The sequence below is a fragment of the Ensifer sp. ENS02 genome (assembly GCF_014851885.1).
Taxonomy (GTDB): Bacteria; Pseudomonadota; Alphaproteobacteria; order Rhizobiales; family Rhizobiaceae; genus Ensifer; species Ensifer adhaerens.
Genome location: NZ_JACVAO010000006.1, coordinates 79091 through 94407, shown reverse-complemented (window position 1 = coordinate 94407; position 15317 = coordinate 79091). Strand labels below are relative to the sequence as shown.

At 62.1% G+C, this 15317-nt stretch carries 16 protein-coding genes; 1 reads left to right on the top strand and 15 read right to left on the bottom strand.

Going from position 1 to position 15317, the window contains the following annotated elements; genetic code table 11:
• Positions 1–68: 68 nt before the first annotated feature.
• From IB262_RS14160 to IB262_RS14100, 13 genes are all read right to left on the bottom strand, one after another.
• Entirely contained in the window at positions 69–815 is a 747-nt protein-coding gene (locus IB262_RS14160) for a helix-turn-helix transcriptional regulator (protein ID WP_060522253.1), read from the bottom strand.
• Positions 816–827: 12 nt separating this feature from the next.
• Entirely contained in the window at positions 828–1568 is a 741-nt protein-coding gene (locus IB262_RS14155; protein WP_034796931.1) for a helix-turn-helix domain-containing protein, read from the bottom strand.
• Between the two features lie 842 nt (positions 1569–2410).
• Positions 2411–4081, bottom strand: coding sequence for a flagellar basal-body MS-ring/collar protein FliF (gene fliF, locus IB262_RS14150; protein ID WP_192493677.1), 1671 nt, complete (start codon positions 4079–4081; stop codon positions 2411–2413).
• Between the two features lie 359 nt (positions 4082–4440).
• Positions 4441–4833 carry a hypothetical protein gene (locus IB262_RS14145; protein WP_034796935.1) on the bottom strand — a complete coding sequence of 131 codons (393 nt, stop codon included), beginning with the start codon at positions 4831–4833 and terminating at the stop codon, positions 4441–4443.
• A 73-nt stretch (positions 4834–4906) separates the two neighbouring features.
• Positions 4907–5461 carry a chemoreceptor glutamine deamidase CheD gene (cheD, locus tag IB262_RS14140; RefSeq protein WP_034796938.1) on the bottom strand — a complete coding sequence of 185 codons (555 nt, stop codon included), beginning with the start codon at positions 5459–5461 and terminating at the stop codon, positions 4907–4909.
• Complete coding sequence (locus IB262_RS14135; protein WP_025425902.1) at positions 5458–5847, bottom strand: response regulator; 390 nt, start codon at positions 5845–5847, stop codon at positions 5458–5460. The genes cheD and IB262_RS14135 overlap by 4 nt, the downstream gene beginning before the upstream one ends.
• Entirely contained in the window at positions 5847–6905 is a 1059-nt protein-coding gene (locus tag IB262_RS14130) for a chemotaxis response regulator protein-glutamate methylesterase (RefSeq protein ID WP_034796943.1), read from the bottom strand. Before IB262_RS14130 ends, IB262_RS14135 begins: the two co-directional genes overlap by 1 nt.
• Positions 6902–7810, bottom strand: a complete 909-nt coding sequence (locus IB262_RS14125) for a protein-glutamate O-methyltransferase (RefSeq protein WP_060581896.1) — start codon at positions 7808–7810, stop codon at positions 6902–6904. Before IB262_RS14125 ends, IB262_RS14130 begins: the two co-directional genes overlap by 4 nt.
• Positions 7807–8277, bottom strand: a complete 471-nt coding sequence (locus IB262_RS14120) for a chemotaxis protein CheW (RefSeq protein ID WP_034796948.1) — start codon at positions 8275–8277, stop codon at positions 7807–7809. The genes IB262_RS14125 and IB262_RS14120 overlap by 4 nt, the downstream gene beginning before the upstream one ends.
• A 5-nt stretch (positions 8278–8282) precedes the next feature.
• Positions 8283–10574 (bottom strand): chemotaxis protein CheA, encoded by a 2292-nt coding sequence (locus tag IB262_RS14115; protein ID WP_060581895.1) that lies wholly within the window; start codon positions 10572–10574, stop codon positions 8283–8285.
• A gap of 19 nt (positions 10575–10593) precedes the next feature.
• A complete protein-coding gene (locus IB262_RS14110; protein WP_025425897.1) occupies positions 10594–10959 on the bottom strand; it encodes a response regulator in 366 nt (121 codons plus the stop codon).
• Positions 10960–10963: 4 nt separating this feature from the next.
• On the bottom strand, positions 10964–11257 hold the full coding sequence (locus tag IB262_RS14105; protein ID WP_034796954.1) for an STAS domain-containing protein: 294 nt from the start codon (positions 11255–11257) through the stop codon (positions 10964–10966).
• A 41-nt stretch (positions 11258–11298) separates the two neighbouring features.
• Positions 11299–12915: a globin-coupled sensor protein gene (locus IB262_RS14100; RefSeq protein WP_060581894.1), complete on the bottom strand. Its 1617-nt coding sequence runs from the start codon at positions 12913–12915 to the stop codon at positions 11299–11301.
• Positions 12916–13310: 395 nt separating this feature from the next.
• Between IB262_RS14100 and IB262_RS14095 the strand changes: the two genes are divergently transcribed.
• Positions 13311–13553 carry a hypothetical protein gene (locus IB262_RS14095; protein WP_162728773.1) on the top strand — a complete coding sequence of 81 codons (243 nt, stop codon included), beginning with the start codon at positions 13311–13313 and terminating at the stop codon, positions 13551–13553.
• A 51-nt stretch (positions 13554–13604) separates the two neighbouring features.
• Here IB262_RS14095 and IB262_RS14090 read toward each other — a convergent pair whose 3' ends face one another.
• Together IB262_RS14090 and rhaM are read right to left on the bottom strand one after the other, a co-directional pair.
• Positions 13605–14993, bottom strand: coding sequence for an FGGY-family carbohydrate kinase (locus tag IB262_RS14090; protein ID WP_112976002.1), 1389 nt, complete (start codon positions 14991–14993; stop codon positions 13605–13607).
• A gap of 4 nt (positions 14994–14997) precedes the next feature.
• Positions 14998–15312, bottom strand: a complete 315-nt coding sequence (gene rhaM / locus IB262_RS14085) for an L-rhamnose mutarotase (protein WP_112976003.1) — start codon at positions 15310–15312, stop codon at positions 14998–15000.
• Positions 15313–15317 lie beyond the last annotated feature (5 nt).

The following is a 15317-nucleotide window of genomic DNA, read 5'->3' as shown; positions in this document are numbered from 1 at the left end:
GACGCTGGCAGGTTAAATTCCGTCGGCGCCGCTGCTCAAAAGGCCGGAGCGATCCGTCTAGTTCAGAGTCAGCTGATGTAGCCGAGGCGGATTGCCTTGGCGATCGCCTGGATGCGGTTGACCGAATCGAGCTTCGTCGTCGCCGCGCCCAGATAGGCGTTGACCGTGTGGACCGAAAGTCCCATGCGCTCGGCGATCTCTTCGCTGATGTGACCGTCGCCCGCCATCTGCAGGCAGGCGATCTCGCGGTCGCTCAAGGTTTCCGCCGGTGCGACACGCTTCTCGTCGGCCGCCAGCAGATCGGTCATGATCATGCAGCTGCGGCCGTGCAGATCGACCACCTGCTCGGTGGAGGCATCCACATAACTGCCTGCGAAGACGACATAGCCGTTGCCCTGGGCGCCGAGCCTGACGGGAAAGGCGATGCCGGAATAGGGAAGCTTGCGGCCCTTCAGGCGATGCGCGAAAGGCGCCAGCTCGGAAAGCTCTGCCGCCTGGTGCTCGCCGGCGCCGTCCCAAAGGACCGGCAGCAGCGACTGGTCGAGATGAGCGACGAGTTCTTCGCCATAGGCATTGACGAGATCATGGGCGTTCGCTTCGGCAGCGACGCCCCAGTTGTCGAGGACGCAAGTGAGCTTTCGGGCGCTGCCGGTTCCCTTGCCGTTGAGCCGCAGGACTGCAAAGTGCTTGGCGTTGATCTGACGCTGCATGGCTTGCAGGCGCGTGACCAAGGTGGCCGCTCGCGCGGCGCGGTTGCCGTTCCTCGCGAGCTTCTGCTCGTCCTCGATCCGCCCGCCGCCAAGAAAATGCGTCATCGCGCCCGTCCCTTACACAAGATTGTTGCGCACCGCGTAGGCAATCGCTTCCGACCGCGTCCTGGTCGCAGTCTTGCGCATGACGCTGGTGATGTAGTTGTTGATGGTGTTGCGCGAAATGCCGAGGATCACCGCGATCTCTTCGCTCGTCTTGCCTTCGGCAATCCAGAACAGGCACTCGAGTTCGCGCTCCGTAAGCTCGAAATCGCGGTCATGGCGGACTTCGGCGCGCGTGGTGAAGCTTGCAAGATAGCCCGCCAGCAACGTCACGTCACGCAGGCTCTCCTGCGACAGGATCACGTCTTCCGGGACCAGGAGCATCAGGGAGAAACGCAGGCGCCCGACATTGAAGGTGATCGCGCAATATTCGCGGCTGATGCCGCGCGGAAGCTCGGTATTGTCTGGCAGCGCATGAAAACACGGCTGCAACACCGCGAGGCACTTTTCCAGTTCGGTGGTCTTGGCATGAAGCGCGGTGATCACGCCGGAAAGCCGCCGGACGACGTCGAAAGGCCAGTCCGAGCAGACCACATGGTCGAGACCGCTGTCCTGTGACAGATCATAGCGCGCCAACAGATAATGGCTTGCGCCGACATATTCCGTCAGCGCCGAAAGGCCGCTTCCGAGAGCACCGCGCCCGGCGACTTCGCCCAGTCGTCGCAAAAGCTGCTCGCGCGAAAACCCGCCGCCGCGTGCGCGTGTCGGTGCCGTCGGCAAAGGCCAGACAGCAATGTCTGCTTGCGAAATGTCCATGAGTTCAGCCCCTGTGCCGGATCCACATCCCGGAACTGCATTTGCGCTGCCGCCGCCAACAGCCGGCCGAAGCCGAATATCACCACCAGTCGCAGATCAGGACACGAATCAACTGCTAAAAATGTACATCGACGCGAGAAAAAAAACATCGCCGTCTTCTGGCTATTTACTTCGTGCCGCTGGCATGTCGCGATTCGCGATCAGTCACCCCTGCCAACGCCCCTGCGCCACTGCCAGAACCGGCGCGGCATCGCAACACATTGAAAAACAGAGATTTTTCTCCTGAAAATCCGCAATTTCCGCGCCTCAGGCGGGATCCAATGCAGCGTTGCAAGTGGAAAATACCGGAATTTCATCCCAAAAAAGGACGGTTCTTCGCGTACAGAGAATTTCGAATTCGCGCGATATTATACTTTGTTTTCATAGCTGTTGCTCAAATGCACCAGCCTATTTTCAGACAACGCTCATTTTACCGATATATAAATTGTGAAGGACATAGAATTAATTTCGACCATAACAAAGATATATTTCGATTGAACTCTGTATTGCTCGAATCCGTCATAGTAGATGACACAGCACAATGCACGTCATGCGGGCGCGCGGAATCTATAAATTAAGATATCGTTAAAATATTACCATCCGGGATTCCACCGGGACTCACGCGAGCTCCCTTCGAAACTTGAAGCAATTTTGAAGCCAGATGAAAACCGGCGGCCGGACTCCCGCAATATTTGCTCCGAACATCGAAATCCACCGCAAGCGCGATCACAGGCAGCGGGGACAAGAAAAATCCCGCCACGAGGGCGGGATTTGCAAGAAATTCCAAAGCTGTTTTCTGAGTGTCAGGCCGCCTTGTCGAGTGCCCACTTGCGCAGGATCTTCGCCGCGCGCTCTTCGCTGATCTCGACCATGCGGGCCAGGCGCCGCTCCGGCCCTTCCTTGACGCGGCGGTTGAAGCCGCCGCTGTCGTCGCCCATGCTGAGCAGGTCGTCGGTGCTGTCGAAGCCGAAGTCCGAGCCGAAGCCGTCCATGAGCGCGCCACCGGCACCGGCATTGGCCGGAGAGAAGTCGGGCAGTTCGAGGCCGGCTGCTTCGCCCTGGATCTGACCGGCACCGAGACCGAGCTGGCGTGCCAGCGGCCGCATGCCCATCCAGACCACCAGGAAGGCGACGACGATGAAGGCGAGCGCGTTGATGATACCGCCGAGATTGCGAGTGAGCGTCTCCATCACACCCGGACCGGCAACCGCCTGGTCGAGCAGCTGCGTCTCGACGAAGTCCATGGCGGTCAGGGTCACGACGTCGCCGCGGTTGGTATCGAGTCCGGCAGCCGAAGCGACGATCTTCTGCATGTCAGCGAGATAGGCGTCGATCTTGGCCTGATCGGCCGGTTCGCCGACCATCGCTGCCAGGCGGCCGCGGTTGACGACGACGGCAACGGAGAGCCGCTCGACCGTATAGCTGTTCTTGACGGTGGCGATCGTCTTGCTGTTGATCTCGTAGTTGGTCTGCTCTTCCTTCTTCTCGGCCTGGTCGCTCGACTGCGGGCCGGCACCGCCCTTCGGGGCGGCCTGAGGAATGTTCTGCTGCACCGTCGCTGCATTGTCCGGTTGCTGCTGGCTGGACTTCTGCTCTTCCTTGGTCACGCGGGTAGAGCGTTCGACCCGCGATTCCGGATCGAACACCGTTTCCTGGATCTGCTGCGTGTCGGTGTTCAGACGTGCCGTGACGCTCGAACGGAAGTTGTCCATGCCGAGGAACGGAGCGAGCGCGTTGTCGATCTTCTTCTCAAGCTCGGTCTGGACGTTCTGGACGACGCCGAGCGACTGGTTGAGGGCGCTGTTGGCCGGATCGTCGCCCGATGCGAGAAGCTGCCCGGTCGAATCGAGCACGGTCACGTCATCGACGTCGAGCCCCGGCACGGACGAGGCGACGAGATGACGGATCGAAGCGGCGGCGCTGCGGCCGACCGTGGCGCTGGCGCGAATCATGACCGAGGCGGTGGGGTTCTGGTCTGCCTTGCGGAAGCTGCCGCGCTCCGGCATCACGATGTGGACGCGGGCGGCGGCGATACCGGAAATCTGCTGGATGGTGCGGCCGATTTCGCCTTCGAGGGCACGCACGCGGGTCACTTCCTGCATGAAGGAGGTGAGGCCGAGCGAGCCGACATTGTCGAAGAGTTCATAACCGGCATTGGCGCTGCTCGGCAGGCCACGCTCGGCGAGCAGCAGGCGCGCCTTGCTGGTCATGCCAACGGGAACCTGCAGACTAGCGCCGTCAGCCCCGACATTGAAGTCGATGTTGGCCTCGGCCAGCGCGATGCTGATCTGGGTGACATCACTGCGTTCGAGCCCGACATAGAGCGTCTCGAACGAGGGTCTGTTGACGTAAATTCCGGCCCCGAGCACCATGCCGACCGCGACAATGCCAGCCGCCGCCAACGCGATAAGCTTGCCTTGCCCGAGACTGCTCAGGTTCTTCGTGAACGTCGAGAGTTGATCCAACAGACTCATTCTGTTTCCGCACCCAGTATCGCAAGGTCAACGGGCCGATCATCGGCCGAGCGCCCTGCGCAGTTCCAACATTCGGGTTTTCTGGGTATCGACATGCCGAGTATCGACTTCCAATGCGCGCGAATCCACCAGTCCCGATCCGGACCGTAGGAAACGAAACTTGCGCGAACTTGGCTTGATGCGCCCGACCGAAGCGGCGGAGGCGCCGCCGCAAAACTTATCCACTGGGGCGAAAAGGACCGTCGGACGCAGCCAAACCTGCGCGCAAAGTCGCGGCCGCGTCAGAATTCTGTACAGCAAGCCATTGATTTTAATAGGATGTTTCTTGAACCCGCGTCCTGCGAGGCTCTCTGGGAGCGTCAGAACGCTTCGAAATCACCGGCCGCCTTCGTCAGCGGTTGGGAGTGGCCGTGGCGCAACATGCCGTTGCCAAGTGCCTTTTTCATATCGGCAAGCTTTACCAGATTGACGGCCGTGGTGACGTCGACCATCCAGGCGTCCGGGATCGATGCGGTAATCGTGTCGATGAACTCGGCCAGCCCGCGGGTCTTCTGCACGGCAAGGTCGATGCCCTGCAGCACCATCATCTTGTCGGGATTGGCAAGCGCATCGGCGCCGTGGTCACCGGCCAGTTGCGGCTCGATCCGCTCGATCAGATAGGCGACGTCATGCAATTCGGTGACGATGCGCATCAGCACTTCGGGGAGCGCTTCTTCCACGTGCGGCATGTGGCCCAGGTAGTCGGTCTGCATGTGTATGTCTCACGTGGCTCGGGGCTGCGGTAGAAGTCGTATTTCAGGCCTGCGAGGCGTCTGCCTCGCAGCATCAGAAGAATTCGATGGAGCTTTCGGCCGGCTTCGGCGCGACGATCGGGCGTTCCTCCAGTTGCACCGTGCGCTGCGTCTCGACGCCGGTCAGGGCGTATTGCCGGGCGCGGCCAGACGACGGCCAGTATTCGAGCTTGCGGCCGTGCTCGCCGCCCGTGCTCTCGCCGACGATGCGTATGCCCTCGTCGAGCAGGAACTGGCGCGCGAAGGCGGCGTTCTGTTCGCCGACATTGGAAAACCGCGCGATCGTCTTGGCGCCGCCGAAGATCTTGGCTTCGAGACGATCTCGCCGGGCGCCCTGTTTCAGGAGACCGTTGATGAGCAATTCCATGAGGTGGACCCCGTAGCGGGTCGCGTCGCCGCCGGACATGGGCGACGTCGCGGAACCTGGCAGCAGGAAGTGATTCATGCCGCCGACGCCGGCCACGGGATCGCGCATGCAGGCTGCCACACAGGAACCGAGAATGGTCGACAGCACGATGTTCGGATCGTTGAAGACCTTGTACTCACCCTGGATGACATGCACGCGCTTGCCGGCGGCTTCCATGTTCATTTGAGCGCCCCGAATACGGCTTCGATCGCAGCCTTCATCTTTTCGATGGTGAAGGGCTTGGCCAGAACGTTGTTGGCACCGAGGGCCGCTGCCTTCTGAACCAGGGCACGGTCGCCCTGGGCCGTCAGGATGATGAAGGCCGCCTTCTTGGTCGCCGGGTTGGAGCGGACCGCCTGCAGCAGGCCGAGCCCGTCCATCTTCGGCATGTTGAAGTCGGAGATCACCAGGTGGTGCGGGTTCTGAGCCATGATCTTCATGCCCTGCTCCCCGTCACCGGCGGCGGTGATCTGCTTGAAGCCGAGCTGCTGCAGGGCGTCACCCAGGAGCAGGCGGCTCGTCACCTGATCGTCGACGATCAGAACTTTGATTTTTTCGGCGATGGACATTATTCGCTTCCTTCCTTGCGGAGCGCCGCTGCTTTCAGGACCTCCTCCCCGATGGATCCGAGGGGGAGCTGGGTTTCAACGGCGCCCAATTCATAGGCGACTCTCGGCATGCCGTAGACGACACATGTCTTTTCGTTCTGGCCGAAGGTCTTTGCTCCGGCATGCCGCATTTTCAGGAGACCGGAGGCGCCGTCGCGCCCCATGCCGGTCAGAATGACACCGATCGCATTGCGTCCGGCAAGCTCGGCGACCGAATCGAACAGCACGTCGACCGAAGGCCGATGCCCGTTGACCGGGTCGCGGTCCACCAGGCGGCAGCAGGGTGCCGTCGGGTTGGCGACCTGCAGATGGCGCTCGCCACCGGGCGCCAGGTAGACCTTGCCGATTTCGAGCCGCGCGCCGTCCGTCGCTTCCTGCACCGCCGGCGCGCAGAGACGGTTCAGCCGCTCCGCGAAGCTCTTGGTGAAGGTGTGCGGCATGTGCTGCGTGATGACCGTCGGCGGGCAATTGGCCGGGAACTTCTGGAGCACCGTGATCAGGGCTTCAACGCCGCCTGTCGAGGCGCCGATGGCGATGATCTTGCGGCCGGCCCGGTACTCGGACGCCGTATTCGCATTGGCCGGAGCCGGCGCCGCGACCTTATTGCCGGTGATGATGAACTTGCGCTGCGAGCGGGCGGCCGCCTTTACCTTGTCGACGAGGCCGGCAAAGGGATGGGGATCGCCCGGATGCGGCTTGCCGACACAATCGAAGGCGCCGATCTCGAGTGCTGCGATCGTGGCTTCAGCGCCCTTGTGGGTAAGCGTCGAGACCATGATGACCGGCATCGGCCGCAACCGCATGATCTTGTCGAGGAATTCGAGGCCGTTCATGTTCGGCATTTCGATGTCGAGGGTGACGACATCGGGATCGAGTTGCTTGATCGCCTGGCGCGCTTCCATGGCGTCGGCCGCCTGGCCGACGACGGTCACGTCTGGATCCGCGTTGAGCACGGCTGTAATCAGGCCACGCATCGTGGCGGAGTCGTCAACGACGAGAACGCGAGCGGGAGTGGTCATGCCCGTCCTCCATGAAATTTGCCGGTGTGGCGGTAGGTGGTGATGCCGATGTTGTCGAAGTGCGCCTTCGCGTCACCGGACACCCGTTCGGAATGGCCGATATAAAGGTGACCATCGGTGTTCAGCATGCCGGCGAAGCGCGACCAGATCTTCATCTGCGTCGGCTCGTCGAAATAGATGACGACGTTGCGGCAGAAGATAACGTCGAACGGCCCCTTGAACGGCCATTGCGCCATCAGGTTCAGTTCGTTGAAGGTGATCAGCCGCTTGACCCGATCGTCGACCTGCCACTTGAAGCGGCCGCCGCTGTTGACCTCGGAGAAATATTGCTTCCGCATGGCCGGATTGACGGTTTCGAGCGCAGTTGCGTCGTAGGCACCGGCGCGGGCGAGCGCCAGGATCTTCGGGTCGATGTCGGTTGCCAGGATCCGGAAGTCGTAGTCGGCCGCATTCGGCAGCAGCGACAGGACAGTCAGTGCGATCGAATAGGGCTCCTGGCCGTCCGAGCAGGCGGCCGACCAGATGCGCACCCGGCCGCCGGCCTTAGCGCGCGCGATCAGCTCCGGCAGCACGTCGGTCTTCAGGTGCTCGAAGTGATGGTTCTCGCGGAAGAACCGCGTGAAGTTGGTGGTCAGATGCGAAAGCATGTCGCGCCGCGCGGCCGCACCGGCGGGCGAAGCGACCAGCTGGCAATATTCGCGGAAGCCCTTGAGCCCGAGATTACGGATATGCTTCGACAGCCGCGAATAAACAAGCGACGCCTTGGTCTCGTTGAGATAGATGCCGGCATCCGCATAGATCATCGCAGCGATCTCGGTAAGATCGCGGCGGGTCAACGGATACTCGCCGCTCGCCAGGCACTCGTCCGGCGACAGTTTCTGTTCAGCGATGGGCTGACTTCTCATGCGGCTTCCCTTTCTTCCTGCGGGAAGATCGCTTCGAGTTCAATGAGACAGATCATCCGGCCTTCGATCGCAAGCACACCGCGCGCGAAGCTCTTTTCGAACTCCGACGAGATGACATCCGGCGTCGGCTGGATCTTGTCGTCTGTAATCGTCAGGATGTCGGAGACGGCGTCGACCAGAAGGCCGACGACCTGGCTCTTGACCTGCGCGACGATGATGACGTGACGCACGGTCGGGTCGGCCGGTGTCATGCCGAGCCGGGCCGAGAGATCGACGATCGGCAACACCGCACCGCGAAGGTTGATGACACCGAGCACATAAGATGGCGCATGCGGCATGGATGTCGCAGGCGTCCAGCCACGGATCTCGCGCACCTGCATGATGTTTACGCAGAATTCCTGATCGCCGACGCGGAAAGCGATCAGCTCCCGTCCGTCCGTGGTCAGATTTTTTGCGGCATAGGTCATTGTCATTATCCGACTGCAGCCAGTGACATTTCAGGTTTCAGCGAATGCCCGCGCGAGGCGGCGACGATCGCGTCGACATCGAGGATGAGCGCCACGCGGCCGTCACCGAGAATGGTCGCGGCGGCGATACCCGGCACGTGGGTGTAGTTGGCCTCGAGGCTCTTGATCACCACCTGGCGCTGCCCCTGGATCGCATCGACCATCAGGGCGCGTTGGCCGCCACCTTCCGATTCGACGAGCAGGGCGACGCCTTCGACCGGGTTCGCCTGGATGGCACGGAAATTCAGGATCCGGCCGACGTCGACGAGCGGGCAGAAGGAGTTGCGGATCGAGATCAGCCGTTGGTTGGAGCCGAAGGAATGGATCGCTGCGGCTTCCGGCTGCAGCGTTTCGACGATCGCAGTTAGCGGCACGACGAGTGTCTGGTTGGCGACGGTGACCACCATGCCGTCGAGAACGGCGAGCGTCAGCGGCAGGCTCATGGTGAAGACCGAACCGTGGCCCGGCTTCGAGGAGATGTTGATGCGACCGCCGAGCGCCTGGATCGAGCGCTTGACCACGTCCATGCCGACGCCGCGGCCGGAGATGTCGGAGATCTTGTCGGCCGTCGAGAAGCCGGCGTGGAAGATCAGGTTGTCGATCTCTTCGTCCGAGAGGTTGGCGTCGGCGGCGATCAGGTCGTTGTCGATCGCCTTCTGGCGCACCTTCTCGCGGTTGATGCCGGCGCCGTCGTCGGCAAGCTCGATGACGATGCGGCCGGAACGGTGCTTTGCCGTCAGGCGCACAGTGCCTTCGGCGCTCTTGCCGGCGGCAAGGCGCTTCTCCGGCGTTTCGAGGCCGTGGTCGACCGCGTTGCGGATCATGTGGGTCAGCGGCTCGGCGAGCTTGTCGATGACCGTCTTGTCGACTTCGGTGTTCTCGCCTTCGGTGATCAGGCGGACCGACTTGCCGGTCATGTCGGCGATTTCGCGAACGATACGCGACATGCGCTGGAAGACAGGCTTCACCGGCTGGGCGCGGATCGCCATCACCGAATCCTGGATCTCGCGGGTGAGCTGCTGCAGCTCTTCGAGGCCCATGTTGATCGAGGACGTGCCGTTGGTGTCGTTCTCGACGACGCTCTGCGAGAGCATCGCCTGGTTGATCACGAGTTCGCCGACAAGGTTGATCAGGCGGTCGACGCGATCGAGATCGACGCGAATGGTCGGCGTTGCAGCCGACGCGGCGGCCTGCTGGGCGGCAGCGCTCTGGGCGGCGGCGCTGGCCGCGGGAGCTGCCTTCTCAGCCGGTGCGCGGGCGGCGGACTGCGCCATCTGCAGCACGTTGCTGGCCGTGCCGGCGGCTGAAACCGCGGCGTCGCGATCCTGCTGCTGGGAGGCAAGCTGTTCTTCTTCCTCGACGACACCGACCGATACCGCCGGTTCGTCGTCAAGGATCGACAGGTCGAAGGGAACGGGCTGCATCGGCAGCTCTTCGCCCGACTGCGTCGCCTCGTCTTCGACCAGCGAAGTTTCCAGGTCGCAATCCCACTCGGCGAATTCGAAAACCGTGCGGATCGCGTCCTCGCCCTTGTCGGTCTTGAGCGAGATCTTCCAGAAGAAATAGGCGCTCTCCGGGCTCAGCCGATCGAGCGTCGGCAGTGCGCCCATGTCGCAATGGATGCTCATCTCGCCAAGGCGCGAGAGGTCGCGCAGAAGCAGCGTTGCCTCGTTGCCCTTGGCGTAGAGATCGGACTTCGGCTTGAAGACGATCTCATATGTGGGCATTTCCATCAGCGGCGGCTCTTCAGCCGCGTCGAAGTCATCGAAGGAGAAGGCGACCGGCTGGAAGCCTTCGTCGTTGACCGGCGGCGGAGCCACGGCAGCGACGGGCTTGGCAACCGGTTCGGCCGGCGCTGCCGACGCCTGTGGAACTTCGCCGTTTGCGAGCGCCTCGAGTTCCTTGATCAGCTGGCGGCTGCGCGCCTCGTCGACGCTGCCGCCATCGCGCGCAGCGTTGGTGAGGTCGGCGAGTACGTCGGCCGACTTCAGCATCACCTTCAGAACTTCCGGTCCGGGATCGAGCCTATTGGAACGAACGCAATCAAGGGTCGTCTCGAACACGTGCGCGAAGGAGACGAGGTCGTCCAGCCCGAAGGCGCCGGCGCCACCCTTGATGGAGTGCACCGCACGGAAAACGGCATTGACCGTTTCCGGGTCGCGGTCGCCATCATTGAGCTTCAGCAGACCCGATTCCAGTTCGGCGAGTTGTTCCTCGCATTCCTGGAAGAAGATCTCTTTGATTTCGTTCATATCCATTGGAGGCTATCCCCGGACTTCAGGCCGTTACGCGCTCGATTGCATCGATGAGTTTGGTCGGGTCGAACGGCTTGACGATCCAGCCGGTTGCACCCGCCTGACGCGCGCGGTTCTTCTTCTCCGCGTCGCTTTCGGTGGTCAGTACCAGGATCGGAATGGCGCGGTAGCGATCGTTCTTGCGCACGCCTTCGATGAAGCCGAAGCCGTCGAGACGCGGCATGTTGATGTCGGTGACGATCACGTCCGGATTGGCTTCTTCCAGGACCTCAAGACCCTCGACGCCGTCCTCGGCCTGAATCGTTTCGAAACCGGCATTGTTCAGCGTGACCAGCAGCATGTTTCGGATCGTCCGGGAGTCGTCGACCGTCAGAACTCGCTTCTTCATTTTCTCAAATCTCCTTTGCCATCAGGTGGTCGATCTCGACCCCGATGAGCTGTGTCGTTTTCTCGAAAGCGTCCGACACCTTGCTGAAGGTGAAAGACAAATGTTCCTCTTCCCAGGTCTTGGCGCCGGCCATCAGCACCTGGACACAAAGCGTCCCGACCCGCTCGACCGCGGAAGCGTCGATCACGATATCGCTGCCCTTGAGCGCGAGCAGCTTCTCGTGCAGTGCCGTTGCCTCATTCAGGTCCAAAACCGGAGCGAGGCTAAGCGTCTTCTGGGCGGTCTTCTTGCTGGCCATTTCTGTCTTCCTCGACTGCTAACTCTCTACTGCCCTTGATATCAGCGCTGCCAACCGGCAAGCTGCCGCTGCAGCCCGTCGTCAAACAACGGTGCGGCCGGCTCTTCGGCAACGACGGCGGATGTGTGACGGAAGGGCTCGCGGCCGGCGCGCGCCGATGCGGCCGGATGGCGACGCTCCAGGCGGAACTGGCGGATGGTCTCGCCGAGCTCGACGATGACCGTATGAAGATCGTCCGACGAACGGACGGTATCGCCGGCCAGCGCGGCACTTGCCTCGACACCCCTGGAGATCGTGCCGATCTCGGTCGCGACGCCGCGGAGGTCGCCGACCTGCTGCTCCGCCTCGCGGGCGATGCCGGAGACGGCGGAATTGATCGACGTGACCTGCTCGACGATGCTGCTGATCGCGTCCTGGGTGCGGCCGACAATCTCGACGCCGGTCTCGACCTGCGCCTTCGTGCCGGAAACGAGCTGCTTGATTTCGCGCGCCGCTTCGCCGGAGCGCTGTGCCAGCGCACGCACTTCCTGGGCGACGACGGCAAAACCGCGACCGCTGTCGCCGGCGCGCGCCGCTTCGATGCCGGCGTTGAGCGCCAAAAGATTGGTCTGGAAGGCGATCTCGTCGATGACGCCGATGATCTGGCCGATCTTTTCGGCCGACGCCTCGATGTCGGCCATGGCGGAAATCGCCTGGCCTGCGATCTCGCCGCTGCGCTCGACGGCAATGCGGGTCTCGTTGGCCTTCGTTTCCGTGGCGCTGATCCGGCCCGAACCGGTCGCCATGCGTCCGGCCATGTCGGAGAGCACGGCAAGCTGCCCGGAAAGCGCGTCGGCTTCAGCGCTCGCCTTGTCCGTGAAGGCTGTCGCGCCGTCGCGCATGCGGTCGACCAGTACCCCGGCAGCCTGGCTGCGCTGATCGGAGGCCTGAAGACTTTGCTGGATCTGTTCGAGTGCCGCGTTCAGGCTCGCCACGATCGGCTGATAGGCTTCGACCGCCGTTTCCGGTAACCGCGCGCCGAGATCACCCTGGCTCACGCCTTCGGCAAAGTCGCCGAAGAGCGCCTTGACCTCCAGCTCGTCGGCGCTGCGCTGCTCGGCGAGCTGCCGCTGGTGCTGTTGGCGGAGGGCGTTGAAGCGGAGCGAAACGCCGATCTCGCTGTCGACGAAGGTCGTGCGCACCAGAGCGGCGACGAGGTCGCAAAGTTCGCGGCGGCGCGCCTTGCCCATCGGCAGGAAGGATCGCGGCCAGGCGTCTTCGATCAGTCCGACGATGAGATGTTCGAGCACGACGGCATGGCTTGCCATCTGCCAGCGCGGGTCGAGGCCCATGCGGCTTGCGGTGTCTGCGAGCACCTTGATGCGCTCGGCATAAAGCCCGTCAAAGCGTGCGTCGGTCAGCACGTTCCAGTGCGACGACTGAAGATCCTGAAGGCGGTCGATCTGGCGGTCGCTGTCGAAATGGCGGGCGGCGTCGGGATAGGTCTGGAGGCGCTGGAAGAGGTCGCGAAGCGCCTGATCAATCCGGGGAGAAAGCTTTTGCCTGTGATCGCGGACGCGGTTGCAGCTCTCGTCGTCGAGCCCGGCAAAGCGCAGGCGCTCCAGCAGGCTGCCTGCCTGGCCCTTTTTTGCCTGTTCTGACGATGCTTCCTGCCTCAACGCTGATCCCCGGTGCTGCACGTTCGGAACTTGCCTGGGGAGCATCAGGGAGAGCCACGGTCCACCGGACGTGCACGCCACATCGATGAGATCAGCCTCCGCCGAAAAGCGTCTGCTGTCGTTCATCCCGCAAGTAAATTCGGTGAAGAATGGATACCGGACCGGAACCGGTACGGCGGGGCGGCATCATGCCTTGAGGAGACTTGTGAATTATCCCATTCCGACGTGTGGGACCATGTTTATGGTTAATTCCTTGCTTGAAGGTTAACGGTCCCTCGCCTCTAATCGGAATCACTAAAATTCACAGGGTGTTTTCATGCGCCATTTTTGCGCTGCAACAAAACTGTAATAAACACGCCTGAAACCAACAGGTTCTCAATCACAAGAGTTTAGAATTGTACTTCGACTTGCGCTCGCGTATCGAAGCGAAAGTGAAGTGGGCGCTGCATGCGCGAAGAAACCTTCGCATCACGCAAAGCGACATCATGACGATGCGCTTACAGGAAACGAACAATGATTGTTCTTGGCATTGGCGCCGCACTCACAGCAATCCTGACAATGATGGCAGTATCGATCGTGCTCAACATCGAGCACAACCGATCGGCAAAGCGCAGCTCTGTGTTTTGATCGGACTTTAGCCCGTCTCTTACTGACACAACCAGGCATCTCTGCGGCCGGGGACGGATGTTCTACGGCCGCTTTTCTTTGCACACATGGTCCTGCGTCGCCTTTTGCCATGCCTGCGCATAGGCGGCGAGGCTCTCCGCGATCTCGCCCGCAAGCGGCTCGACCCCGGTCCTGACCGCGGATCCCTTAACCAGACACGCAGCACCGAGGCTCGTACCCGTGATATTGTGGGGATCGGCAAAGACCGGCCGGCCCGTCGCTGCGGCGAGCATGCGCAGATAGGTCCTGTTGGAAGCAAAGGGCCCTTCGACGACGATATCGCCGCGCGCGCCGATCAGGTCGAGACAGGTGGCTGTCATCAGCGCCAGATGGAACGAGACGACGACAAAGCGTTCGGCGGGGCCAAGCTCCCGTTCGTCCGTTGTCCAGATCGCTTTTGCGGCCGGAAAGGGACCGGATCCCTCGGGAATGGACGGCAGCAGCATGTGGCCGGCCCCGGCCACGGCCTCTTCCGTTTGCGGCGACACAGGGGGCGCCCCCTCCCCCAACAGAAGCTGGAAGGCGCGGCCGCCCATGAAGCGGGCGGAGGGTACGGGATCGCCAAGCGCGTTGACGTTGATCAGCGTGTCGCGGTGTTCATCGAGCACCTTCGCCTCGGCACCGACCGCAAGCATCACCACCCAGGTGCCGGTTGAGATCACCGAGAAGGGCGAGGTACGTGTCAGGAGATGCGGCAGCAGCGAGGCGTTGGAATCGTGAATGCCGCAATAGACGGGGGTCCCTGATGCAATGCCCGTTGCCGAACAAAGCTCTGGCAGTAGCGTTCCGGCGATATCGCTCGCCTTCAACACCGGTGCGAAGAGGGGCGTCCAGCCCTGGCTTTCGACAAGAGACGAGAATGTCCCTGCCCGTGGGTTCCAGAGATCCGTGTGGCAGCCGAGCGAGGTCAGCTCGTTACAGAGCGTACCTGTCAGTCGATAGGTCCAATATTGCGCATAGGTCAGGACCGAGGCGACCCTGGCGAAGTCGTCGGGAAAGGTCTTCTGCTGCCAATAGAGCTGGGCGCCGACATTGAGGCCCATCGGCAGGCGCGCGGAGCCGGTCTCGGAAAAGGGCGGCCTGACATTATCATACTCGGCGGCGAGGCCGTCGGGACCGGCGTGCTCATAGTCCAACACCGGAAGCGCCAGGTTGCCTGATGCGTCGAGCACGACGGCGGTCGCGCCGTGGGTGGTGATCGAGATCGCCTCGAAGACGTGTTCGGCATGGAGTGACGCGAGGCTTTCGAGCAGGAAGGCCCAGAGACGCTCGACATCGAAATGCGGATAAGGACCATCAATCAGCACCGCATTCGCCGTCTTGCGGACGGCGATCTCCTCGAAACGGTCGAGATCAACGGCTGCGACCTTGGCATTGGTCTTGCCGATATCGATAACGCCAACAACCCGCATCTTATCAGTCCAAATGGAAAACGGTCGTCAGCGGCACCGCCACCGGTTCGTTATCGCCATGGGTTTCCATGATATCTGCCATATAGGCCCACCATTTCTGCATGATGGGATGGGACGGCAGGTCGGCCATGCGGTGATCGTCAGTCCGCCAGAGCACACCGAAAAGCAGACTGGTCTCCTCGTCCAGATGGATGGAGTAGTCGGAAACGCCGGCCTCCTTCAGCAGGATGGCCAGTTCCGGCCAGATGGCATCGTGCCGTGCCCTGTATTCGGCGGCCATGCCTGGGTTCAGGCGCATGCGGAACGCGTATTTTTCCATCGGAT